Raw genomic sequence first — 25540 nt, forward strand, 5'->3', positions numbered from 1 at the left:
GGTGGCCATGATCTAGCCGACCATGGGAATTCGAACCTGCTTGTGATGAACAGAGTAAACGCTTGCTACCGCCATCTTGGTTTCTTGGAGACAATGCATCTATTAATCGGCTGAGTAGGCCGAATCATGGCAGAGCGCCATCTCTAGGGTTTACGATAGGGAAACGAGGGGCTAAGGTGGGTACGTCCTACTAGGGAAGTCCATTGCTTCCGCCAAGCTTATTCGCGATGCAGAAATTTTCTCAACTTGGAATTCATACTGAGGCATCAAAACTACGGCCTGTAGAACTTCGCTGAGTCTGATGTAGGCATATCTAGGCCAAAGACCATTACTGCTTTTCTAACTTAATCCCCTCTAGCATAAAACCACGTTAGTAGGGGTATTGCTTTTTTTGGAAGGAAATGATGAAAGAAATCTCCTGGCTTCATCTCAGCGATCTTCATGCGGGAATGCATAGGCAAGGATGGTTGTGGCCTAATCTCAAGCATGCATTGTTCAATGACCTACGGAGCCTGCATAACGCTAATGGCCCTTGGGATTTCGTAATTTTTTCAGGTGACCTTACCCAAAGAGCATCAGTTGAGGACTACGCCAAATTAACTGACGTGATATTAGAGCTATGGGGTGTTTTCAAAGAACTAGGTTTTAGCCCCTCTTTATTATGCGTCCCCGGCAATCACGACCTGTTGAGACCTCCAAAATTTCAATCTGAAACGATGGTGCTAGAGGGTTGGTGGAGTACTCCTGAAGGGTTTCATGCGGAATTCTGGAATGAAGGAAATCCATACCTCGATCTAGTCAATAAAAATTTTGATAACTACCGCACTTGGCTTATATCACTGGACAGCCTTGGCATAAAATCAGTTTCCACACAGACAGGAATCATAGTTGGTGACTCGTCGGGCGTAATTGAAAAAGAAGGGATAAAACTGGGGGTCATAGGATTGAATTCTGCTTGGCTCCAGCTGGGGGGCGGAGATTACAAAGGACGATTACACGTCGACATAGCGCAAGTTGGCAATGTAACAGCAGGCGACCCCGAGAGATGGTGCGCAAATAATGACTTCAATTTACTTGTAACGCATCATCCACTCAACTGGCTAAACCAAACCAGTCAGGCTGATTTCAAGGAGCTCATTGCCCCTGACGGGCGCTTTACGTGCCATTTGTTTGGACACATGCACGAGCCGAATCATCAGACCATTTCTACTGGGGGGAGTAAACTCCGAAGAGAGTTGCAGGCTGCATCTTTGTTTGGCCTGGAAAAAATACAAAGCACTGGAGTTGAAAGGATTCATGGCTATTCTTTAAATAAGATCTCTTGCAATAGTGGGAATGCAGAATTGTCTTTTTGGCCGAGAAAAGACAGACTCGTAGCAGGGAATCGCAGAGTAGTAGGGGCGGACCCATATTTTGAATTTGAGGTCATAAAGGAAACTTTGATTGGTTCAAAACCATCAAGTCCAATACCAAACCAGCCAAAACACATTCCAGTTTTCACACTCTCAGAACTCGCAACTACAACTGAGGGCGTTCTCGATACTTTTGCGTTAAAAATCCCGCTAGCGCCGGAGCATATTAATGTTCGGCGTTTAGAGGCCGACAAGTTAATCGAAGCGCTTGCAAAAGATAGATGTGCATGGGTTATCTCTGAGTGGGGAATGGGTGAGGATGGTTTCCTTTGGGCTCTTCAGCAGAAGCACAAAGCCAAGATAGCCAACTATATTGTCGTCAATATGGCCAGCTTTAAAAGCTTATATAGCTTTCAAGAGGGCATAAAAAGCGATACAGGGCATTCACTTGAAGTGCTGTGCAGCGCACTTGAAAATATTAATGGTGTAGGGCTGTTACTTGATGATATTCCAGTAGATATAAACTGGAGTGAAGAAAAAACACAAGAACTGCTGAAGCTGGCAAGGATATTTTTGGATTTTGCTCCTTATGTTAATGTCATATTGAGGGCCAGAGTCTCTCCTAATAATCGGGAGTATGCTGAGGTTGATTTAAAAGCCTTAGATCAAGGTGATACTAGGTTATATGTATTAGACCATCCGAATGGTGGGTCTAAGTACGGTACGTATGACGCTATTGATAGAATATATCGCAATACTGATGGAATACCATGCGTCATTGATTCCGTGCTAAAGAACTTGTCAGTGACTGGGTTGTCTGGACTTTCAGCTATTTCTTCAGATGTAGCAGGTAAAGAGGTAATTGTCTCTACGGGCAATGATGCCTTAAAAGACATGATCCTTGATATCGGTAACTCGCCTGATCCCGCATTAAAGCGTAGCTACGACCTCCTTAAAGCTCTTACCATATTCCCTCAAGGTGAGCAGCTCCAGAGAATAAAATACTTAAACCCAAGAGCGCCATTTTTCTATTCCAGCGTCCACGAACTCAAGAGCCGCGGGCTCGTTTCGACAGTGGAAACAGAAAGCCTGGGTATATATCAACCTAATACCGAAAACACAATTATTGTTAACAGGCTAGCTAGAGAAGTTTTAATAAATATGTTGAATCCCGCGCAGTTCAGGGATTTAAATCGCAAAGCTGCAGATCTTTATTTCGGAGACAGAACCTCACAAGGCGTTTTCAAACCACCGAGATCGCTACGGTTCGACAAGCCTGGCAGGTCAAGCTCCGAAATTTCCAATGCCGCAGTTATCATTCAGCGTCTTGCAGTTGATGCTGCATACTCTAAAGATAAGGTAAAGGTTAATTACGTCGTAGAGCTTGCTTCGTTTCATGCAAGCGTTTTATTTAGTGGAGGCTACTTTAAGGCGTCGTGTGATTTTTTTCAAGATATCTTCCCACTGCTGTCCGAGCATATTACTGACAAACAGCATGCATACTTTACCACGCAACACGCCTCTGCGTTAAGAATGCTGGATGGCGACGTATACTCCGAACAGGCGAGGGATATGATTCTGAGCATAGAACCAAACTTGCTTGAAAAATCAGATCGATTACATACTGAACTTAATCTTGCTCTTTGCCATCACTCGCTTAAATCATCGGCCGAAACTATATCAAGCGCTGAAAATGTTATTGCACTGGATAAAAGGTCTAATGCAGCGGTGCAAGCCCAGTGGATTATTCTTCAGAATCAACCGGCTGACCCTGAACGGGAGTCGAAACTAAACCAGCTGCTTAAGGTTGCAGAGAAGAAAAAAATATCCACCGTTCTCAATAGTATCAAACTTGAGAAAGCTAGGAAGGAACAAGATCCAGCCACTCAGAGAGGCATGTACGAAAGCATATTGCTTCAAGCCAATAGCAACGGCGACACGTATGATGCGACGAGGACGATAGTTGCGCTTGGCGCAGCTAACTCTGATAATCACACTCCGCAAGATAAGAGCAGGCTTATCCAAGCATACCACTATCTTTACAAGGGTGGCTTCCTATACCTATTTAATAGCTGTCATGACGCACTTTGGAGGATTTTTGAAAAAGAACGCGATATGACAAACTTGCTGCAATTATTTAAATACAGTTCTTTGGTTTGGCGATTGCGGGGGATCGAGAACCGGGAAAGAGAAGCAATAAGCAAACTAAAATCTTACGTTGCTGGTCAAGCAATTGAAGTTTCCGCCTCAAGCCAAACGATGGCTTATTACATTTTCAGAAGTACGCCGGGCAGTTAATTGTCCATATCGGATGTGGCGCCAACGCATTGAGCGAGCATTACTTGCTCCATGCGTTGATTGGCCTAGAGGTCATCGTCTCTGGCCGCTACAGAGTCTTGCTTGTTATGAACCTTTTCGGAGGGGCACGATCCGGATTCCCAAACTCGACCGTTACAGACATTACACTGTCCAATGTCATCCCCGCCGATACCGAGGCCGGCCGGGCAGTACATCCGATTGGCCCAATCACAAATCTGACGCTCGGAAGCATGATGCTATGTAAGCGCGCCATAAAGCACACATTCCAAGCCGTCGGCTAATGCCTGACGCTGTGCTCCCGATCTCTCTCTGGAGCCAGCACCGTCATGATGCGACCCGACGCCAAAGTTGAAAAAGTGTATCTCTACCCCAAGCCGGTGGACTTTCGAAAGTCAATCGACGGCCTGGCCGCTCTGGTCGAACTGGATATCAAAGTCGCAGTGTTCGACCCTGTACTCTTCGTCTTCCTGAATCGCCCCCGTAATCGAGTGAAAATACTCTACTGGGAGCGCAACGGTTTTTGCCTCTGGCTTAAGCGCCTGGAGTCCGAACGTTTCAAAACATCGCCCGACATCACTGACGAGGCCATCGTGCTGACCGTTCAAGAACTGAACTGGTTGCTGGATGGTTTTGACCTCTGGCGCAACCGCCCACATCAAGTTTTAACCCCTCGATTCGTCGCCTGATCGGATATAATCCGGGCATGAATTTGATGCCTGATAACCTTCCTGATGATCCGGTTCTGCTCAAGCAAATGCTTGTGCAGATGCTCGGTGAGCGTCAAGTAGACAAGGGCCAGATCGTCGATCTGAAAGAGCAGATCAAGTTGTTGCGCGACCGATTATTCGGTCGCAAGTCCGAGCAAACAGTCGATCCGCAGACGCCGCAACTCGCGCTCTTTAATGAGCCCGAAAGCATCGTGATTCCGGTCAGTGAAGAGTCTGACGAAGAAGTCGTTGCCCCCACCAAACGTCGTGGCAAACGCAAACCACTGCCTGCCGACCTGCCGCGCATTGAAGTCATCCACGAGCTGCCCGAACACGAACTGACCTGTGCCTGCGGTTGCCGCAAACACACCATCGGTGAAGAAACCAGCGAACAGCTGGAGATCGTGCCGATGCAGATCCGCGTCATCAAACACATCCGCAAAATTTACGGGTGCCGTGGCTGTGAAACCGCCCCGGTCACCGCTGACAAACCGGCGCAGTTGATTGAAAAGAGCATGGCCAGCCCCAGTGTCCTCGCGATGCTGCTGACCACCAAGTATGTCGACGGACTGCCGCTGCATCGCTTCGAAACAGTACTCAGCCGCCACGGCGTGGATATCCCGCGCCAGACATTGGCGCGCTGGGTTATCCAGTGCGGCGAACACTTGCAGCCTCTGCTGAATTTAATGCGGGACCGATTGCTGGAAAGCCCCGTCGTCCACTGCGATGAAACTCGGGTGCAAGTCCTGAAAGAGCCGGGTCGAGACCCGACCAGCCAATCCTGGATGTGGGTGCAGGCCAGCGGGCCGCCGGATCGAAAAGTAGTGCTGTTTGACTACACGACCAGCCGTGCGCAGGAGGTGCCGCTGCGCCTGCTTGAAGGTTATCGGGGTTACCTGATGACCGACGATTACGCCGGCTATAACGCCTTGGGTGTGCAACCGGGCGTTACGCGACTGGCTTGCCTGGCGCACGTTCGACGCAAGTTCGTCGAAGCGCAAAAAGTGCAACCCAAGGGCAAAACTGGCCGTGCCGATATAGCCCTGACGATGATTAACAAGCTGTACGGTATCGAGCGTGAACTGAAAGACGTAAGCGATGAACAACGTTTTGTCGGTCGGCAGGAAAAGAGTTTGCCGGTCTTGGCGCAACTGAAAAGCTGGCTAGAGAAAACACATCCGCAGATTACGCCGCAGAGCGTGCTCGGCCGAGCCGTCAGTTACCTGGCCAGCAACTGGAGCAAGCTTGAGCGCTACACAGAGGCTGGCTTTTTACCCATCGACAACAACGTCGCCGAAAGAGCAGTAAAGCCGTTTGTGATAGGTCGCAAGGCATGGCTGTTCAGCGACACACCCAAGGGCGCCACCGCCAGTGCCCAGATCTACAGCCTGGTCGAAACTGCCAAAGCCAACGGCCAGGAGCCCTATACGTGGCTGCGCCACGTACTTGAACGCCTGCCACAAGCCTCGTCGGTAGAAGACTTCGAAGCCTTGCTGCCTTGGAACTGCTCGCCAGAGATGCCAAGGTAAACGTAAACCCCATCTAACGGTACGTGGGGTTTATGGGTCGCTTACGATGCTATTGCGACTCGGAGGTAATACTCATGCCTTTTGCGTTGAATAACAACGGGCTCACGATAGCGGCTACTGCCTGCAGCGACTGACTGCTATCGGCCGAGGCTGTGTAAAAACGTTTTAGAGCAGGTTTGACGGTCAGAGCCAGAACGAAAATCGCGCTCCTACGCAAATTTCCGGTCCGCTGATTAACCAATCACTGGCAGATTTTACGTAGCAACGCAGACTTCAAAACAGCGCCTGCGTTTTTACACAGCCTCGGCCAAAAGCGGACGTTTGCGCAAAGGCTGAGCGCTTTGTCGATATAGCGTTCCACACCAATGTCAGAGCGCGGCTGCCTCGATATGTTTGGATTCCCCATAAATAAGCCTGCCTATTATTTGCAAGGCTTCCGAGAGTGGATGACTTTCTATTGCTGAATGTCCAGCTCTTACCTTGAACCCTCTACCGTTTTCCGGTTATGTTTTACTGTCATTGCAAATCAAGCAACCAGTTATGGCCATTACGCTACGTACAAGCAGTACAAGGCCACATCAAGCCAGTTTTAAGTAAAGGAATTTTTAATTGACAGGAAGGACCGATAAAAAAACCCCGGCTCTTTAATATTCTTTATGGCCTCGATAAATATTTTTAGGCATAGAAGAAAATTGCTATGCTCAACCAACAACTTATCTTTCGATATCGCGACTATTTGGGAATCCTGCCTTAGCAAGACTGGCGAGACAAGACTATAGGTCATATAGGGGAACATTTGCTGAGGCGTACTATAAAACCTCCCCACTGCATGGGTAGGTATAATTTTATAGGGCACTTCAATTCTATATGCCCATCGGCGATACTGGCCCATATGGTATTCCGCAACAATGGGAGATATGTGCGAAGGGAAAATGTTAAGCTTGAAATCTTCGTACGCTCCAACCACATAAAATCTTAACATTAATACTCGCGCCCCTCTATTCCATATTTTGGATTATACGTAACGACCTTACCCTTTAGTATGATGCTTAGCTTTCTTATTGCTGGGTTTGACATATATGTATTAGGTATAAACATTTTCTTTATGTGCTTTTCTGTAAGCGTGTACCCTAATTCTAAACAAAACTCAAAAAGCCAAGCATGGGGGTTTGTTTCGCTGTACATGAAATCTATTACGGCAGTAGAAAAATATTTTTCAAGGACAGGCTTTAAAGTGTTGCAGGCTGTGTGAGTATTTAGTTTTTCCAGTGACGGGCCGGGCAGGCTGAATAGATCTGCTGTCAGCGCGTGAAATTTTTCGTAATCGCAACTTATCATTTGCAGGAAGAGGTCCTTGTCAAAATCCGGCTTAAGAAATCCAAACTTAAGACTCCCTGTATCAACAGGGCTCCCTGCCTTGAAAAACTGACTATTATCAGTCAGGAACAACATATTCATATCTATAACAATTGACCCCCTGAGAAGAGGCGGATTCCCAATGGGAGAGCCAATATTGAAATAGTCAGCTTGCAGGCTGCCGTTACCGACGGCACCAATGATATTTTCAATAATATGCAGTTTATTCAGCGTAAGTACTTTGGAGAAAACTTTCATTTGTCTTTGTCTTTGTCTTTGGTTTTCTGTATGTATTGTTGCCACTGTCCATTCGCTGCGTTCAAAATCTGCTGATACCGTTCTTGATATAAGTCGACTTTCTCAAGTGTTATTTTGTGGGTTTCCTCATCATCTTCCTCCTTCTTTCTATCCATAGTAATTGTGTGGCTTAGTTCGTAGATGGCGCAAACCGTTGCAATATTCATAGCCATCCTTTCTTCATACATATATTTGCTCAGAAGCTGGCCGGCCAGACTAGCCAGAGAGCTAGTTACAAGAGTGGCTACAGTGATCGAGAAGAAGGATATTTTAGTATTGACGGCTATCAGTAGAGTAGTAAGGGCGCTCAGGAGTACCTGCCCTAGTGAATATAATTGATTATTTTTTTTGTTTTTGGCGCGTTTTTCATTGAATTCTACAATGCGCCTTCCGATCTGGACCTCCAGTTCGGTTAAGCTCTTTAACTTGTGCGCTGTGTTCACGAAACACCCTTTGGTGGTTGGTCGGCGAATCAACATACATATGATGACATAATGATGTCAATAAAAGTCGCGGCCACGAAGGTTGTTTTTCACATTATGAAGAGAGCTTTCAAATTGGCTTGAATTCGTGCTCATGTTTCATTGACCAGCAAGGTAGCAGTGCCGCTTTAGAATTGACCTTGAACGATGTGACGTCCCCAGGTAAAGGTAAGGCATGTAAAAGGAGGCATATGTAATTTTAATCTGGCCGAGGTGCACTAGGGGAATCCCAATTAAGACCAGCACAGGTCTCCTGAGCTGTCCTCAAATAGCCCTCTGCTCAGCCACCTTCAGCAATAGGCTTAACGCCGTTCTAGGGCGAACTGAACGTCAGCCGTTAGGACCACTGCCAATCACCAGAGCTGGCTTCTGGCCGATTGCTACCGATGGCGGCCGTCCGCTTCGGGTCGAGGCTGTGTAAAAACGTTTTAGAGCAGGTTTGACGGTCAGAGCCAGAACGAAAATCGCGCTCCTACGCAAATTTCCGGTCCGCTGATTAACCAATCACTGGCAGATTTTACGTAGCAACGCAGACTTCAAAACAGCGCCTGCGTTTTTACACAGCCTCGGTCGCAAGCTGCCGGTCGCGACCGGCAGCAATCGGCCGATTGTGTTGAAAAAGTCGGTTTTCTCAAACTGCCGAAAAATTGATCGGTGAAAGCGCCTTTTGGCACGCTGCTACGTGAAATCCCAGTCCGAATGCCTCTGCGAAAATTCTGGATTTCAATCTCCGGCGCTTACTTTTTTGCCATGGGAACTAAGGCCGGCTTTTTCAACAGAATCGGCCAGAACCGATCAGTCGTTCAAAGTACCTTGCACCGTAGCCTTCAACGCCGCGTCCCTTTACGATCAAGTGACCAAACGAATGGAAGCGCCCAAATGGACTGCCTGATTCGAAACGCAACAACCGAGGACGCAACAGGCATAAGCCAGGTCGTTGTTGCTGCCCTGCGTGAGTCCAATGCCCGAGACTATTCGCCAGAAATCATCGCGCAAGTGGAACAAAGCTTTTCCCCACAGGCGATCCTTCACTTACTCGGCCTGCGTCGGATATACGTGGCAACAATCGACGGCCATGTAGTTGCAACTGCCAGCCTCGATCGGGACATTGTCCGAAGCGTGTTCGTCGACCCACCCTGTCAAGGAACAGGCATAGGACGATTGCTTATGGAAAGCATTCAGTCAGTGGCCGTCAATGCCGGAGTCAAACTATTGCGTGTTCCGTCTTCGATCACCGCAGAAGGCTTTTACTCTGCCCTTGGATTTAAAAAACTTCGAGACGAATTTCACGGTGCTGAGCGCACGATCATCATGGAAAAAAGACTCGATCAATAGCGTACATCTGCGTATTCAAAAGGCACCTGTTGCCTGTCAGTTTCCTCTGATGAATGGCGGCTTTTGGGTCCAGCCTGTGTAAAAAATTTTTAGAGCACGTTTGACAGTCAGAATCGTTGAAAACATTTATCTAGATCGAAAGGGCGAATCGGCATTCGTCTCCCGTTTTGTCGTTACAAGATAGTTGTTCAAGCAAGAATCCGCACCGACCAAGGACCTTTTTTGAGCCCACATTTTCCTTATATACATAAGCGACGAGTTGCGTAAGTTCCCAGCGCCTCTGTGCCACAGGCCGAAATGGCCGCCATCGGCTGTGGATTCACTCAGTTTCGATAACAGCGCTCAGACAAGTAATTCGACGGTCTGCAACATGCGCCGATAAGGCGAGTGCGGATGCCTCATCTCAGAGTGAATGGTTTCGATCAGACATTCCAGAAACCGTTCGGCCGCCGGCCGCAGGGGCTGCCCGCTTCGGCTGATGGCCCCCACTGAGGCACTGCTCACCGGCTCGCGCAACGGCAAGGCGCACAAGCCTTCTCTCTGAGCGCAAATTTCCACCAGCGGCCATGGAAAGATGCTCAACATGTCGGTTTCACGCAGCAAGCTCAAGATGATCGACAGCGAATGGGCGAAATGCACATGCCCCTGCGTCGTAATCGTCCCGTCTTGCTGCGAGGCCAGAATCCAGTCGGCCAACGCCAGTTCCTCCATGGCTCGACTGTTCGACAAGGGATGTTGCTGACGGGCTACCACCGCACAATCGGCCGTGAACAGAGGTAGATAGGTCAGGTCGGCGCTGGAACACCGAGTATCAAGCCGTCCGATAAAAAGATCGATGCTCGCATCCCGCAGCTGCGGACAGGCGACGGACGAAAGACCTTCATGCAGCTCAAGTTGTACGTTTGGAAATAACTGGCGAAAACGCACGACGGCCTTGGGCATGAGCGTCATCGCCAACCAAGGTGTGACGGCTACCGACAAACGTCCAACCAGTTCCCCATTGCAATCAGCCAATACTTGACGGGCATTGACCATCTGCGCCACCAGCAAGCGTGCCTGAATCAACAGTTTTTTGCCGAGTTCGGTAAACACAATCCCGGAGGTAGTGCGGATCAGCAATTGTGTTGCTGTGTCTGCCTCCAGTTTCTGTATCGCTTTGGTGACTGCGGCCGGCGAGGTGTCGAGCCTTTTTGCGGCGCCGCGAATGCTGCCTGCGTCGGCCACCGCCACCAGTGCATTGAGTTGATAGAACTTCATAGTGTCCGCCGGTGTTAACCCTGGGTTGCCTTGTTCACTTTTGATTGCCTATTGGCCTTTCCCTTTGCCCTCTAAGCTCAAACCAACGCCGCCTAGGCTCCGAGCCTCACCAAAAGACCGTATCAGAAAAAGCGTAGGCACTTTGATGAAACGCATGTTGTCGTGAGCCATAGCGTGGGATGTGGCCCTAACGACAGATCTGTTTCTCCTCTTGGTAACAAAGGAAAAACTCTGCCAATGACGCAGTTCATGACGCTACTAAAAGAGATCGAGCACGAAATGCGCGAACTCCGCCACCATATCCATGCCAACCCTGAACTCGGTTATCAGGAGGTCGAGACTAGCGAACTGGTAGCCGAGCGATTAACCAAATGGGGGTATGAAGTGACGCGTGGCTTCGCTGAAACTGCGATCATCGCCACGCTTAAAAAAGGCACCAGCCCCCGTGTTCTTGGCATAAGGGCTGACATGGACGCACTGCCTATTCTAGAGAAAACCGGGCTCCCCTATGCAAGCCGGATACCAGGCAAAATGCATGCGTGCGGCCATGACGGGCATACTGTCATGCTCCTCGCCGCCGCATACGCCCTTGCCCATGGTCACCCGTTCGATGGCACCGTACACCTGATTTTCCAGCCGGCTGAAGAAGGCCTGGCCGGCGCCCGAAGAATGATTCAGGAAGGTGTGCTGCAACGGTTTCCCTGCGATGCGGTGTTTGCCGCACACAACATGCCTGGCTACCCTGCCGGAAAACTCGGGTTCCGAGCCGGGCCCTTCATGGCCTCCGCCGACCAGGTCAATGTCACGATTCACGGAAAAGGTGGTCACGGCGCGATGCCGCATCTGAGCGTCGATCCTGTGGTGGTCTGCGCAAGCATCATCATGGCCTTGCAGACAATCGTCTCGCGCAACGTTTCACCTCAGGAAATGAGCGTTATCACCGTCGGGGCCATTAACGCAGGCAAGGCGTCCAACGTGATTCCGGACAGCGCACAGATGCTGATGTCGGTCCGCTCGCTAAACAACGCCGTCCGAGAGCGCCTGGAGAGCCAGATAAAACGCCTCATTCATGCCCAGGCAGAGGCATTCGGCGCGACCGCCGACATTCACTACAGTGCCGACTACCCCTTGCTGGTGAATGACGAAGAAATGACCCGGTTCGCCAGTCACGTAGCCATCGACTGGCTCGGTGAGGACGAGGTGATGATGGACATCGTGCCCTTCAATGGCAGCGAGGATTTCGCCTACTTCCTGCAGCAATGCCCTGGCTGTTACCTGATCATCGGCAATGGCGACGGTGAAAAGAGCTGCATGGCTCACGACCCACGCTACGACTTCAATGACGACATCCTGATTCGTGGCGCTGGCTATTGGGTCAAGTTGACCGAGGCCTTTTTACCGCTTAACGCTTGAGCAACGACCTGCCAAAACGTGAAAACCAATAAAAAATGAGGTCATCATGCAGTTACGCAAACTTCAGTACACCGTGATGCTGTTCGGGCTGATCATCACCCCGATATCGCAGGCGGAACCGGTGATCAAATTCGGCGTAGACCCCAGCTACCCACCTTTCGAGCAAAAGCAGCCAGACGGTTCACTGAGTGGTTTTGATATCGATCTGGGCAACGCCCTGTGTGCCGAGTTACGCGTCAAATGCATTTGGGTCGAGCAGAGCTTCGACAGCATGATCCCGGCGTTAAAGGCGAAGAAATTCGACGCCATCCTGTCTGCATTCAGCGCCACCGAGGCGCGTCGCCAGCAGGTCGATTTCAGCCATAAGATCTACACCGCTCCGTCTTCTCTTATCGCCAGAAAAAACGCCGGATTACTGCCGACGGCTGAGTCATTGAAAGGAAAGTCCGTAGGGGTTGTTCAAGGGTCACTGCAAGAAAGTTATGCCAAATCGCAATGGGGCCGCCAAGGCATCGAGATCCTTTCCTACCAAACCCAGGATCAAGTGTTTTCAGACCTTATCAACGGGCGCCTGGATGCTTCGTTCCAGGCCTCGGTACAGGCAGATATCGGGTTGTTGCAAAAGCCTCAGGGTCAGGGGTTTTCCTTCGCGGGTGAACCCATCACCGACAAAAGCATCATTGGCGATGGCGTCGCAATCGGTGTCAGAAAAAACGAATCTGATCTGAGAGAGCAACTGAATATGGCCATTGCTGGCATTCGCCAGTCAGGCCAATACGACCAGATCGCGAAGCACTATTTCAACTTCGATATTTACGGCGAGTGAGCGAATCCCCATGAACGAAATGACACAATGCGCTGAGCCTCGTCTTGCCGTTCCCATCAGTGACGAGACTGTGCGCGCCTTCCAGACTCAGGGCGCGGTGTGCATCCGCAATGCGTTTTCTGCGCAGCAAATCAGCGAACTGACCCAAGGCATCGAGTGGAACCTTGCTCATCCCAGCCATCGAGCAAAAGTGGCGAGCAGTGCCTCCGATCCGGGATGGTTCTTCGAGGATTTTTGTAACTGGCAAGAGAATGCGCACTATCGCAACCTCATTTTCAACTCCGCCATCGCGCCTATCGCTGCTGCCCTGTTGAACAGTCAACAGGTGCGCCTGCACCATGACCACTTACTCGTGAAAGAGCCCCATACGCGCCAACGCACGCCTTGGCATCAGGACCAGCCTTACTACAACATCAGTGGCTCGGACACCGTGAGTTTCTGGATTCCCGTCGATCCAGTGCCCAGGGAATCGACCCTCGAGTTTATAGCGGGTTCACACAAAGGACCTTGGTTGATGCCTCGGTCCTTCATGGACAGCCAGGCCAAATGGTTTTCCGAGGGAACATTGGGCGAGCTACCGGATATAGAAAGCCACCGCGAGGACTTTCCTATCCTGGGATGGGCGTTGTCGCCGGGGGACATGGTGTGTTTCAACATGTTGACCTTGCATGCCTCTGCCGGGGTGGGAGGGCAAAACCGCCGTCGCGCATTTTCAGTGAGGGTCATAGGCGATGACGTACGGCATGCTCCTAGACCTTGGGCCACCTCACCCGATTTCCCTGGGCTTCGGGATACTCTGGCGTCAGATGCGCCTATGGAACACGAGCTGTTTCCGACACTTTGGCATCGCGGGATCTGAATGGCCGCCTCTTTTATAGACATTTCTGAACGCCTATAAAGGGTCAAGCCTGTGTGAAAACACCATCAAAACCGAGCGCACCCAAGTCGAGTTCGTCGACGAAGAGTAAGCGTCCGGGCAACACACCTTTCTGATCCAACGCTTAGGGCGATGATCGCCATTACCCCTATCGGTCTTGGCATGCTCGTCAGGCAGGTGACTTGCCCAGACGCTTACCCTTGATGGATGGCACTGTCATACTCTAATCTTCGAACTCACAGTGGTCGCAAGCATTGAGCATGGCTTTTTCCGAGGGTACCGAAATCGACCCGCAGCTTGACCTACGTGCATGAGCACATTGCCGAACGCCCTATCAATCGGGTGAGCGAGTTGCTGCCCTGGAACATTTCTTTGAACCACACTGAACACTGCGAGGCCGCCTGATCCATGGTTAAAACTGTCCGGTTACCCAAACCCGCCCCCGACCTGTTGCTGCTGCGCATTGAGTTGAAGTGGATCACTCCGACGATCTGGCGTCGGTTCGCGGTGCCTGAAGACATCACCTTGGGCAAACTGCACCATGTCATCCAGATCGTGATGGGCTGGAGTGATAGCCATCTGCATAAGTTTGAAATTGCCGGTGAGAAGTACAGTACTCCCGATCCTGATGGCTGGGGGCCGACGGGGAACCCGGAAGCCCATAAAACGCTGATCAAGGCGCTTAACGGAAAGCGGACATTCAAGTATCTCTACGACTTTGGTGACAGTTGGCTTCACAGTATCAAGGTCGAGAAAAAGCTACCCGCTATTGCTTGTCCTCAGGTGCCGTACTGCATCGAGGGCGCCAATGCTTGCCCACCGGAAGACATAGGTGGCGGGCCTCGTTATGAGGACTTTCTGGAGGCAATGGTCAACCCCAATCATCCAGAACATGACGCCATGGTTGAATGGCATGGAGATGCTTTTGATCCAGCGGCATTTGAGTGCGAGCGCGTGAATCAGTGGTTTAAACGGATTAAGGTTTGAGTTGCAAGGCGGTGTAGTTCGGACGCTTACGAAGACATCGACCACACACGTAGTCTGCAAAAGCCATCATGCCTATAGCACCCACAATCGCCATTGTTGTAATCGGACCGCCCAAGGCATTCTTCGATAAGGACTGGAAACCCAGCTATTTACAGAAGCAGGATTAAACATATTCATCGCTAAAGGATGAACATACCCTGGCCCTGCCCGCTTTCTTCGCCTCGTAAAGTTGCTGGTCCGCAGCCGCTATCAACGCCTGGAATTCAAGATCACCAGTGGGCATCAATGTGGCTACGCCTAGAGAAATAGTCACCACACGATCTACATCAGAAGCAGAGTGTTCGATATCCAGTGCCCGGATACGTTTTTGCATTTTTTCTGCAATTTCGACCGCTCCAGAAAGACCTGTATTGGGCAGTACGCAGGCAAACTCTTCACCGCCATACCGAGCGACCAGGTCATAGGGGCGTCTAACCGTTTCAGATAACGCCTGGGCAACGGATTTCAGGCATCCATCGCCAGCCAGATGCCCGTATCGGTCGTTGTAGCGTTTGAAATAGTCGACATCCACCAAAATGAGCGACAGCGGCTTTTGCTCTCGAAAGCACTGACGCCAATCCGCCAATATGTCCTCATCGAATTTGCGTCGATTGGCCACTCCAGTAAGGCCATCCATCAACGCCATTGAGCGCAGCAGATCGTTCTGTAGTTTCAGGGTCAGATGTGTTCGCACACGCGCTCTGACAATGGTGGGATTGATCGGTTTGCTGATGAAGTCCACCGCGCCTAGCTCCAGCCCTAGCACCTCATCCGACTCCTGCTGCTGTGCGGTAATGAAGATAATGGGAATGCCCTGGGTCGCAGGGTCAGCCTTGAGTCGACGGCATACTTCATGCCCGTCCATGCCCTCCATAACCACGTCCAGCAAAATCAGGTCGGGTAGTTGGGCCTGGCATACGGTGATCGCCTGTTCACCGCTGGTGGCCATGAACACATCACAGTCCTCACGAAATAGCTCATGCAGTACCCTGATATTTGTCGGTTGATCGTCAACAATAAGGAGTTTTTGACGGTTATGGGGATGCACTAACCAGGTGTCCATCGATTGTTCCATCAAGCAGATCTCAAAAGTTTACGACCCATCGGCATCGCAGCGGAAAAGTCTAGCGACTGCACCATGGCAACAAGTTCGTCGAACTGTGGGCGCAGGGATGGCGGCGTTTTTGACGCCAATGCGTCTGCCAGCTCTATGGCTTGAAGGTTACCCGCCTCCAGCAATAGCAAAATCTCTTTAAGGGATTCTTTCCATTGCGTCGGCTCCATTGTTTCCTTGCCTGCACTGATTTTTGCCCGTGGGCAACGACCAAAGTCGACATCCATCTGCTCAAGGCTTTGTTGCAGTAACCTGCTCAATTCGTCAAACCATGTTGCGTCAGCAAAGATGCTCGCTACAGACTCTGCATCGCCGTGCTTTAGTTTGTGCTCCAAGTTGCCGGCCAGCAGCGACACCGCCTTGGCACCCATGGTGCCGCTGCTGCCTTTAATGGTATGGAGCACGAAAGCGGCCCCCGATGCGTCTTGCCGCTGGATCTGATCGTGCAACCGGACAAGCTGCTTTTCCAACTCCGGGCCAAAGTTTTTCAGAACGTTGCGGATCAACTCGAGGTTACCGCCAAAGCGGTCAATGATCGATGCACGAGGCTCTATGACGCCTTCTCCTGTATTGGCTTGCCCCAAGGCTAGAGATGCCTGGCTATCCTCGCGGCCCGCTTGAAAGAGCAGCGTTGCGACGAGTTGTTCCAGATCTATGGGCTTACCGACATGATCATTCATCCCTGCAGCAAGACAGGCTTCACGGTCAGCATTGGAGGCATTGGCGGTCATCGCCACAATCGGCAGCGCTGCAAAGCGCGGATTCGATCGAATGCGACGGGTCGCCTCCAAGCCATCAATATCCGGCATCTGGATATCCATCAACACGGCGTCGAAGGACACATTTTCAGTCATCACCCTGCTCACACTTTCCAGCCCACCTTCAGCCAGCGTCACCTGAGCGCCTTCCCCTGTCAGTAACTCATCGGCAACCTGCCGATTAAGCGTGTTGTCTTCCACAACCAATAGCCGCAGCCCGGCCAGACGCTGCGGCCTGTCAACAGTTGACTTGGACGGGAGTGACTGAGAAAGGCCTTTGCCGTTGAATGCTCGCTGAATAGCCTCGGCTAACTGCTTGGGAGTGACAGGCTTGGTGAGAAACCCTACGAAGGGAGCGTCTCCCGTCTCGTTTGTGTCGGCCAGCACTTCACGGCCGTAAGCGGTAATCATAATGACCATTGGAGGAGGTACGCCGTTGCCCTGCTGATGGATCAATTGCGCGGCGGTCAGCCCATCCATATCGGACATCCGCCAGTCCATCAGTACCACGTCGTAGGCTTCGCCTCTCGCCTGGGCGTTCTGCACCCATTCCACTGCTTGCGTGCCACCACTCACGTGGTCGGCCTTCCACCCCAATGCATGAACCGTTCGCAACAGCAATTCACCCGCCACGGCGTTGTCGTCGACTACCAGTATCCGTATGGACACATCGACTCCAGGGCTATCAGATCTCAGCAGCGAATTCGGCGCTACATCCAGGGCGATATCGAACCAGAAGCGACTTCCCACACCCTGCTGGCTCTCCACCTGAAGTTCACCGCCCATCAAAGTGACCAGCCGCTTGCAGATCACCAAGCCCAGACCGGTGCCGCCAAAGCGACGGGTGGTTGAAGCCTCGGCCTGAGTGAATCCGTCAAAAATGCGCTGAAGTTGCTCCGGGCTGATACCGATGCCTGTATCAGAAACGGCGATGCGCACGCTCACAGAGTTTTCCGTGCGCATCAGTTGCTCGATGCTGACCACGATCTGGCCTTCCAGGGTGAACTTGAGGGCATTACCCGCCAGGTTGATCAGCACCTGTTGCAGCCGCAGGCTATCGCCTATCAGGTCGCTGGGTAGATTGGAGTCCAGGTCGAACATGACCTCGACCTCTTTCTGGCCCTGGTTGCCGGCCAGCACAACGGCGAGGTCACGCATGAGCGGTTCAAGTTCGAACGGGTGCACATCGAGTTGCAGCTTGCCGGCCTCAATCTTGGAGTAATCGAGGATGTCATTGAGCAAACCCAGCAGTGATTTCGCAGCTGTTTGTGCTTTGGTCACGTAATCGAGCTGGCGACCATTCAGGTCAGTGTTCTGCACCAACTGCAACATACCCAGCACGGCGTTCATCGGCGTGCGTATTTCATGGCTCATGTTGGCCAGGAACGACGATTTGGCCGCGCTCGCGGTATCGGCCTGTTCCTTGGCATAAAGCAGGTGTGACTCAAGCTCGCGCTGGGAGGTGATGTCCCGATTGATACCCGTCACACGCAAAGCCGCACCGCTTGGACCGCGTTCGACCTGCGCACCTGCCTGTATGAAGCGGATCTGGCCGTCCGGGCGAACGACGCGGAAAATTGCGTCGTACACACCCGTTCCCTCGACTGCGGCATTCAGCTTTGCAGCCGCAGCCGTAGCATCCTCGGGGTGAACGCGAGAGTACCAATGCTTATAACTCAGACCATTATTGCGCAACGTCAGTGGCTGCCCGTAGAACTCGAACATGCGGTCATTCCACTGCAAGGCATTGTCCATCAATGTCCAGGACCAGATGCCCAGTTCGGCTACTTCAGCGGCCATCAGCAACTGATCATGCACGGCCATCAGTTCGCTACGTTGTTTCTGTGTCGTCTCCAGGCTCGCAGCCAGCTCCTTTTCTGCCGCTTTACGTTCCGTGATGTCTACAGCGATGCCTAGGTAGCCGCTCAAGTTCCCATCTTCATCGCGCATGGCCGTGACCACTAGCGTGACAGGAAACCGTGAGCCGTCCTTGCGTATGTAAGTCCACTCACGTGTTTCTGCGCCTTCAAGCTCAGGTTTATGGATAATCACACGGAAACCGTCGATTACCTGAGCGTACTCCTCACTCAGTTCAACGCCACGAGCAGCGACTTCCTCGGGTACATGGATCAGCGCTGGGGTGTCTTTACCCAATAACTCATCAGCGTCATAACCCAATAAATGCTCGGCGCCTTTGTTGAACACACAGATAACACCCTCGAGATCCGTCGCAATGATCGAGACCTCAGTGGCCGAGCGCAGCACAGTACCCAACAACAGATTGAGATGCCGCAACTCGGACGTTCGCTGCGCAACCTGCTGCTCCAGGTTAGAATTGAGTTCGAGAATTCGGGCCTCTGCTGCTTTTTTCGCCGAGATATCCCTTAACGTCTTGGAGGCTCCAATGACGCGACCACCCTCGCCATAAATGGGTGAGACGTTGACGGAGACATCGATCAGCCGGCTATCTTTGCGACGGCGTTGGGTATCAAAGCTGGTAATACGCTCCCCCGCCCTGATACGCACAAGGATATCGGCTTCCTCAGCGATACGCTCCTCAGGAACAACCAGGCCGGCCAGTGTCTGGCCCACCGCCTCCTCGGCGGTGTAGCCCAGAAGGTGCTCGGCTCCTTTGTTCCAGTTGGTGACTATGCCATCGAGTGTTTTTCCAATAATGCCATCAGCCGAGCTTTCGACGATGGCGGCCAGCCTTGCCTGCTCGGCGAATATCTGCCGCCGGCGTTGACGGCTGACACTCACGACACCCGCCAGAGTAGCCAGAAGAAGAGTGAGCAAACCACCCATAAACAAGACGACCGTTGGTGAAACCTGATGCAGGCGCTGGATGAACAACGAGTGCGCGCTGAGTTCAATTTGCCATCGCCTCCCGTATACGTCGCGCTCCAGCTGGTGGGTCACTTGCGTTTCATGGCTAGTCGAGCTGTCGGTGCTTTCATAAAACAGTTTCTCTTGCCCAGGGACAGTGATATCCCTCAATCGCAGGTGCACCGTCTCATTTTCTATGCGAAGGCCTCTGAGTACCTCCTCGGTCTGCAACGCGACATAGCTCCAGCCAAAAGCTGCGGCCTCTCGTTCAGCAGCGGTCGCTGGAGTCACTCCGCCACGAAAGATGGGCATCAAAACCAGGAAAGACTGCTGCGGTTTTCCTATGGACTGTATCAGCGTGATAGGCCCAGTGATCCGTGCCATACCGCTTTGTATCGAGGATTGGGCGGCCTCTCGCCGCGATGTTTCCGAAGCAATGTCCAAGCCAATGGCGGGCTGGTTACCCTCAACCGGTTCGACATACTGGATAACGTAACGCTCGCCTGAATGGGGTGAGAGTTGACGAATGGAGAAATCAGCTTTGCCGTCAGCCCGAGCATGCTTGAGAAACTCGCTTTCCTCCTGCTCCGGTACACGCCTGATAAAGCCCAAGGCACTTGCGCCGGGGAACTCGGCAGCGAAGTCGCGCGTTTGGTTATAGTGGCCAAACACCTCACGGCTGATGCCATGGTCACCCGCTGTCAGCAAAGCTCCACGAGTGCCTCGCAATCCGTATTGGTAAATATTGAGACGAGCCGAAACCAAATCTGCGGCTTCTTCGGTAGCCGCAACGATCGCTTCCTGAACCTGCTGCTCGTTGATGCGTTCAAGGGTCCAGCCACCCAGAATGCTTGCCCCTAACCCCACAGCCAGAGTGATAGCTACCCCCCAGCTCAATGCAAAAAACTTATGTTTTCTCACCCGCACTGTCCCTTTGCAGAAAGCCTTCAATATTAAAGTTCGGGCCCTGTTGGGGGCGTCAGAAACTTAGCTCGTAGGCATAAAATCAACCTTGAGCCCCGTGGATGCCCAGTCTGCGTTCCCAAATGCGCTCAGGTCAGGCCCGCCAATCGTTGAAGTCTTTCGAGGTCCGCTTGAGGCTCGCCATTCTTCATGGCGGCCCCAAGTCGCATGATCACTTGCTCGCGGCGTACCTGCATGGGAGGCAACGCATAGATCGCGCCTATCAACTCACGCAGTGTCTGAGGGAGCCCCCAGGAGGCTTTCAACTTGATGGCAAAGGGGGCGGCGAAATCACGCAGGGCATGGGTGAGCACTTTTTCATCCACCCTATGCCCCTGCCCCTGCCCCTCCCACTTCTGGATTTGGTAAAGCACACAAAGCTCGCCTATCCGGTGCAGCAACGCAGCACTCTGTAGTGGCGTAGGATCCAGCTTGCATTGTCGAGCCAGGGAAACAACCTGTTCAGCCAGGCCCTCGGCATTATCCAGATAAGACTGCATGCAGGTCATCAGCACCCCACTGGTTTGGGTATTGGCCTGTCGCAGGGCCTGGCTCAACGCCAGATTCACACTGGTACGCCCTCCCAATCGTTTAATGGCATCGATCAAACTGGTGCAGGGTTGGCCAACCCCGTGATACGCCGCACTGTTGGCTGCCGCAATCAGATGAGCGCAAAGCGCCGGATCATGCTGCCAATCGATGACCAGCTCGCGAATATCCAGCAGCCCTCCCCCGTACCCCAGTTGAAGTCTTTCCTTTACCTGAGCGAGTAAAGGCAGGTCCAACTCATGGGCGGATAAGCCACTGAGATAGTCGATCAGACTTTTATCAATAACAGGGGGGGCCTGCACAGACGTATCGGGAGGAAGGAGCGTTTTGAGACATTCAACGACTCGCGACACCTGAAACGGCTTGGTAAAAAAAGCGCTAATCCCCAGAGGCCTCACCGCCAAGACACTGTCTCGATCGGAACGCCCGGTGATCATAATCAGCGGTATTTTCAGATCCTGTGCACGAATCGTTTGCAACAGACTTACACCACTGGCATCCGGTAGATTCCAGTCGGCCATGACCATCTGGTAGGCACTCTGCTGCCAGGCATGCAAGGCGCTGGCAACATCGCCAAAGCAATCGACTTGCGCCTGCGGACGGATGCTCAAAACCAGCTGTTTCAGCAGGTCTGCTATCCAGGGGTCATCATCCAGAATCATTACGCGCATTCGGTCACCGCACTGGAATGATGCACCATTTCGCAAGGTCTTGCGGCCCGGGTTTGTTCGACGACGAAGTAGAGGTCGCTCACGTCAGGAAGTGTGGTGTTGAGCGAGTAATCGGACTTGAGTCACGGCGATATCCATTTCTATTTTGGGTGTAAAAATGTTCAAACTCGAATCTATCCCTCACCGGCGAACTATACAAGTAAGCAAACAGCTCGCAGGTAAATGGGCGGGGTAATGCATGAATGCTGCGATAGCGCAATTGCTTAAGTGGTTCCATCCTGCTGCTCGCTGCACCCGGCCCCCCCCCAAAAAAAAATGCGCTAGATCCAAATGGTACTGGCTACCAGCCCGAGCGACAGTCGACCCATTGTTCCGAATGGTTTTATTTCAACGCCCAGGGAATGATCTGACCTCTACTGAGGGAGCACGTGTCGAAGGGTCGAAAGCGGACCTTCGTGACCGGCTGCTTTCGGCCCAGGCTGTGTGAAAACGTTTTAGAGCGCGTATGACAGTAAGAACCGCAACGAAAATCACGCTCCTATCAAGCAACCTGTAACTAATTGAAAAATAAATAAAATTTTCAGACAAGCGCTGATCCCTGTAGGAGCTGACTTGTCTGCGAATCGGCTGCGAAGCAGTCGTAAAATGGCTGAATTCACCACCGCATGAAGGTCCTCCGGGCAGAATCGAGACCCAGTTTGCTGCGCAACAGCGCGGCGTCGGAGACGGGGCGACATCTCCTACGCAAATTCCAGGTCTGCTGACCGACCAAACGCTGGCGGATTTTACATAGCAACGCAGACTTCAAAACGGTGCACACGTTTTTACACAGCCTCGGCCACGAGCTACCTGTCGAAAAGCCATTACCCGCCTCGCTCTTTCAAAGCTTAGCTGGCGTCCAAGCCCTGAGACACCAAGGAAGAAATGGCAAATAGCCACCCACGAGACTATGCTGCGCGCCCATTATTTTTTGGACTGGAATCCACCATGAAAACGAACGTCGCGCTGCTGCTTTTGGCCGTCGCAAGCTTGTCCGGCTGTGTGCAGACCGCCTACAGCAAAAGCATCGCCGTCACCAAGGACGCCGATGGCCGCATCATCCAGACCGTTGAAACCGAAACGGTGACGCAACCTGGCCAGCAGGGTTATCCAATCCACCTGGAAAAGATCAAGGGCGTACAACCCTGAATAGCTTCAAGAGGGGGACCTTTCGGTACCCCTATTGTGCCTTCAGCGGCAATCTCACCCTACTTCGTTCTGACCCCGAAACATCCGGGCCATTTCAAATGCTTTGAATGACCTATATCGGGTCGATTTCGGCCCTTGGCGATAGGAAGCAATCGGCCGACTCTGTTGAAAAAGTCCATCCGGCAAAGACGCCTGTGCATTGAGCGACGAAAGCGACTTTTTGCGCGCTGCTACGTGAAATCCTGACCCGGAACCCTCTACGTAAAGCAGGGATTTCAATCTCAGGTGCATACTTTTCTGCCGTGGAAACCAAAGCCGACTTTTTCAACAGAATCGGCCAAAAGCAGTCGTTCGGATACGTTTACAAACCTAAGGTCGATTCACTAATCCACTCGCACAATTCTGAAAAAAAATCCTCCTTAGAAAAAATCGCATATGCTTAATGCCACTATACGAACCACATGGAAGGGTTTTATGTTAACGAAAATGGCCTCAATTTTTGACGTCGAGTGGGCTGATGCCAAGCTCAAAGTCGGTCATGTCGTCCTTTTCGTCGCAGCAGTGTGTATTTCATTGATAGCGATAAGCATCTGGGGGGTTTTTAACTCTTTGGAGTACCACTTGCACGACAAAGAAACTGAGATGTCAAACCTTTCTAAGACCTTATCATCCAGTATAGCGGCTACGCTCACTCAAGCCGACACAGTGATTTTAGGGGCTAAGGAACGAGTGGAAACTGAAGGTTCCGGCCCGGAGAATTTAAAAAACTTAGGGGAGATGCTAAACGTACAACAAAAACACCTACCTCAAATACATGGTTTCTCTATTTATGACGAACAGGGACGCTGGCTGCTTAACTCAAACGGCACAATCCCGGCTGGCGTAAATAACTCAGATCGCGAATACTTTATTTACCACCGCGACCATACCGACCCGGGCCCTTTTATTGGCCCATCTATACTCAGCCGCTCAACAAACGAATGGATCATAACAATATCGCGGCGAATTAATCATCCTGACGGTAGTTTTGCTGGCGTCACGCAGGCCACCGTGTATCTTAAATATTTTCTCGGCCTTTACGATGATATAGACATAGGGGGAAATGGCATTATAAATCTTGTATCCTCAACAGGGAAGATTGTATTGCGCAAACCATTTCGTGATGCTGACGTCGGCACTGACATTTCAAGCGGACAAGCATTTTCCCTATTAACTCCCGGGGTAAATTCGGGCACCGCAACAATAAAATCACTTATCGATGGTGTAGAGCGGGTCATCAGTTTTCGCCGTCTTGATGGATATCCCCTTGTCGTTATCGCTGCATTTAATAAAGGTGAAATACTTGCGGACTGGCGTAGCGAATCCCTCGCCAGTTTATTTGTGTCATCCATAATGCTAGTGATTCTTAGCCTTCTTGGATATCGACTCATCAAACTTATGAGCCAGCAAATCCAAGCACAAAAAGAATTACAACTCTCTCAGAAAACCTATATCGAAGTCAACAAAACCCTCGGATTACTTGCTCTCGAAGATGGATTAACAGGGCTTTCCAATCGCCGTCAATTTGATTTTTTCATTGGAGCTGAAATCAGTAGAACAAAACGAAAATCAGATGACACAGCATTAATCATGATCGATGTAGATCTCTTCAAGAAGTACAACGACCATTACGGTCACGTACAAGGAGATGAATGCCTAAAGGCCGTGAGCGCTATAATCAAGAAAAATGTAACCCGGGCAGGCGATCTTGCCGCACGATACGGAGGAGAAGAATTTGCCATCGTACTTTCAGACACAGATTATGTTGGCGCTTTCCTGATAGCCGAAAAAATTCGAATCGAATTAGAGCAAAGTGCAATTCAACACAGTGAATCTCCTATTGGAGTAGTGACCATCAGCGTTGGCATCAGCGCATTGTCAGGCTCAAAGACTGATACACCCGAAAACTTGGTAGACATCGCTGACAAAGCGCTCTACATCGCCAAATCTAGCGGGAGAAACCGAACTGTTATTTCCAATTAACTATCCAACAGCCAACATTAAATTAGCTCTACAGAGCCCGGCGCAGCGCCGGGCCTCTTTATTTGCCATCACTAATACTTCGCACACGGCTGTTGGGCAAGCACGGACTTAAAAGAGCCAGCCCAGCAAAACGCACCCAAATGCGCTAAACCCGCTAAACCGACCCAAGGGTAGGCGCAACACCGTCTAATCTGAGTAGAGCGCCACCACAAACACGCCTCTAGCCTATTGATACAGGGGAAATGGGATGACCGGAAAAACAGCGCGCCAATGCTCGTCATGGGTCCTGCCCTCCCTGCTCGCCATCAACCTGGCGCTGACAGCTGGATGTGCAAGCAAAGCTGCCACGGCTCGCTATTCGGCCTCAAGCATAGGCTCAAGCTGCTATGCAAAAGCGCTACCCACTGCCGGCGAGGGCGGCGTGGCTTGGGGCTCCACCTTGAACATGGCTCGCAAAAAATCCCTGGATAATTGCATACGCTATGCTGGCCGATCCGGTGGCACGCCAAATACCTGCCAAGTGGTGGTGGCGGAGTGCAGAAATCAATAGAGCGGCAGCGAAGCGGGCCGTTCGGTTCGCGATCAACCACCTGACCGAACGTACGTCGGTCATGACCGAGGGCAACCGATCGGTTTGGGTTGAAAGCCGCCCCTCCTACCGACTGATGCCTAT

The 25540-nt window shown here is 51.5% G+C and carries 17 protein-coding genes and 1 pseudogene; 11 read left to right on the forward strand and 7 right to left on the reverse strand.

All coding sequences use genetic code 11. The annotated features are described in order from the left end of the window. Positions 1–401 precede the first annotated feature (401 nt). The 3 genes from AC1ME2_RS01910 (at position 402) to tnpC (ending at position 5907) form a co-directional block, all read left to right on the forward strand. On the forward strand, positions 402–3650 hold the full coding sequence (locus AC1ME2_RS01910; RefSeq protein WP_480438984.1) for a metallophosphoesterase family protein: 3249 nt from the start codon (positions 402–404) through the stop codon (positions 3648–3650). A 347-nt stretch (positions 3651–3997) separates the two neighbouring features. Beyond that, positions 3998–4357, forward strand: coding sequence for an IS66 family insertion sequence element accessory protein TnpB (tnpB, locus tag AC1ME2_RS01915; protein ID WP_323569419.1), 360 nt, complete (start codon positions 3998–4000; stop codon positions 4355–4357). A gap of 17 nt (positions 4358–4374) precedes the next feature. Next, entirely contained in the window at positions 4375–5907 is a 1533-nt protein-coding gene (tnpC, locus tag AC1ME2_RS01920) for an IS66 family transposase (protein WP_480437053.1), read from the forward strand. Between the two features lie 981 nt (positions 5908–6888). Here tnpC and AC1ME2_RS01925 read toward each other — a convergent pair. Together AC1ME2_RS01925 and AC1ME2_RS01930 are read right to left on the reverse strand one after the other, a co-directional pair. After that, on the reverse strand, positions 6889–7521 hold the full coding sequence (locus AC1ME2_RS01925) for a hypothetical protein (protein WP_480438986.1): 633 nt from the start codon (positions 7519–7521) through the stop codon (positions 6889–6891). Further along, positions 7518–8003 carry a hypothetical protein gene (locus tag AC1ME2_RS01930; protein WP_480438987.1) on the reverse strand — a complete coding sequence of 162 codons (486 nt, stop codon included), beginning with the start codon at positions 8001–8003 and terminating at the stop codon, positions 7518–7520. The genes AC1ME2_RS01925 and AC1ME2_RS01930 overlap by 4 nt, the downstream gene beginning before the upstream one ends. A 918-nt stretch (positions 8004–8921) precedes the next feature. On the opposite strand from AC1ME2_RS01930, the gene AC1ME2_RS01935 reads away from it, so the two are divergent. Next, positions 8922–9377, forward strand: a complete 456-nt coding sequence (locus AC1ME2_RS01935) for an N-acetyltransferase family protein (RefSeq protein ID WP_480438989.1) — start codon at positions 8922–8924, stop codon at positions 9375–9377. Positions 9378–9507: 130 nt separating this feature from the next. Here the strand turns inward: AC1ME2_RS01935 and AC1ME2_RS01940 are convergent. Continuing rightward, a pseudogene (locus tag AC1ME2_RS01940) lies at positions 9508–9663 on the reverse strand (GNAT family N-acetyltransferase); the annotation flags it as partial. Positions 9664–9719: 56 nt separating this feature from the next. Further along, entirely contained in the window at positions 9720–10634 is a 915-nt protein-coding gene (locus AC1ME2_RS01945; RefSeq protein WP_480438991.1) for a LysR family transcriptional regulator, read from the reverse strand. 237 nt (positions 10635–10871) lie between these two features. Here AC1ME2_RS01945 and AC1ME2_RS01950 point away from each other — a divergent pair, with 237 nt between their 5' ends. From AC1ME2_RS01950 to AC1ME2_RS01965, 4 genes are all read left to right on the forward strand, one after another. Continuing rightward, entirely contained in the window at positions 10872–12047 is a 1176-nt protein-coding gene (locus AC1ME2_RS01950) for a M20 aminoacylase family protein (RefSeq protein ID WP_480438992.1), read from the forward strand. A gap of 46 nt (positions 12048–12093) precedes the next feature. Further along, positions 12094–12873, forward strand: coding sequence for an ABC transporter substrate-binding protein (locus AC1ME2_RS01955; protein WP_480438993.1), 780 nt, complete (start codon positions 12094–12096; stop codon positions 12871–12873). A 10-nt stretch (positions 12874–12883) separates the two neighbouring features. After that, complete coding sequence (locus tag AC1ME2_RS01960) at positions 12884–13732, forward strand: phytanoyl-CoA dioxygenase family protein (protein WP_480438994.1); 849 nt, start codon at positions 12884–12886, stop codon at positions 13730–13732. 426 nt (positions 13733–14158) lie between these two features. After that, positions 14159–14737 (forward strand): plasmid pRiA4b ORF-3 family protein, encoded by a 579-nt coding sequence (locus tag AC1ME2_RS01965; protein WP_480438995.1) that lies wholly within the window; start codon positions 14159–14161, stop codon positions 14735–14737. A 163-nt stretch (positions 14738–14900) separates the two neighbouring features. On the opposite strand, the gene AC1ME2_RS01970 is transcribed toward AC1ME2_RS01965, so the two are convergent. The 3 genes from AC1ME2_RS01970 to AC1ME2_RS01980 all read right to left on the reverse strand — a co-directional run bounded on the left by AC1ME2_RS01970 (position 14901) and on the right by AC1ME2_RS01980 (position 21657). Then, positions 14901–15851 carry a diguanylate cyclase gene (locus AC1ME2_RS01970; protein ID WP_480438997.1) on the reverse strand — a complete coding sequence of 317 codons (951 nt, stop codon included), beginning with the start codon at positions 15849–15851 and terminating at the stop codon, positions 14901–14903. After that, positions 15851–20401 carry a PAS domain-containing hybrid sensor histidine kinase/response regulator gene (locus AC1ME2_RS01975; protein ID WP_480438998.1) on the reverse strand — a complete coding sequence of 1517 codons (4551 nt, stop codon included), beginning with the start codon at positions 20399–20401 and terminating at the stop codon, positions 15851–15853. Before AC1ME2_RS01975 ends, AC1ME2_RS01970 begins: the two co-directional genes overlap by 1 nt. Before the next feature lie 125 nt (positions 20402–20526). Then, a complete protein-coding gene (locus AC1ME2_RS01980) occupies positions 20527–21657 on the reverse strand; it encodes an HDOD domain-containing protein (protein ID WP_480438999.1) in 1131 nt (376 codons plus the stop codon). Between the two features lie 987 nt (positions 21658–22644). Here AC1ME2_RS01980 and AC1ME2_RS01985 point away from each other — a divergent pair. The 3 genes from AC1ME2_RS01985 (at position 22645) to AC1ME2_RS01995 (ending at position 25417) form a co-directional block, all read left to right on the forward strand. Then, positions 22645–22845, forward strand: coding sequence for a hypothetical protein (locus AC1ME2_RS01985; RefSeq protein ID WP_480439000.1), 201 nt, complete (start codon positions 22645–22647; stop codon positions 22843–22845). A 474-nt stretch (positions 22846–23319) separates the two neighbouring features. After that, complete coding sequence (locus tag AC1ME2_RS01990; RefSeq protein ID WP_480439001.1) at positions 23320–24867, forward strand: sensor domain-containing diguanylate cyclase; 1548 nt, start codon at positions 23320–23322, stop codon at positions 24865–24867. A gap of 247 nt (positions 24868–25114) precedes the next feature. Next, complete coding sequence (locus AC1ME2_RS01995) at positions 25115–25417, forward strand: hypothetical protein (RefSeq protein ID WP_480439002.1); 303 nt, start codon at positions 25115–25117, stop codon at positions 25415–25417. Positions 25418–25540: the final 123 nt, after the last annotated feature.

Source organism: Pseudomonas sp. ASL9 (assembly GCF_056680335.1).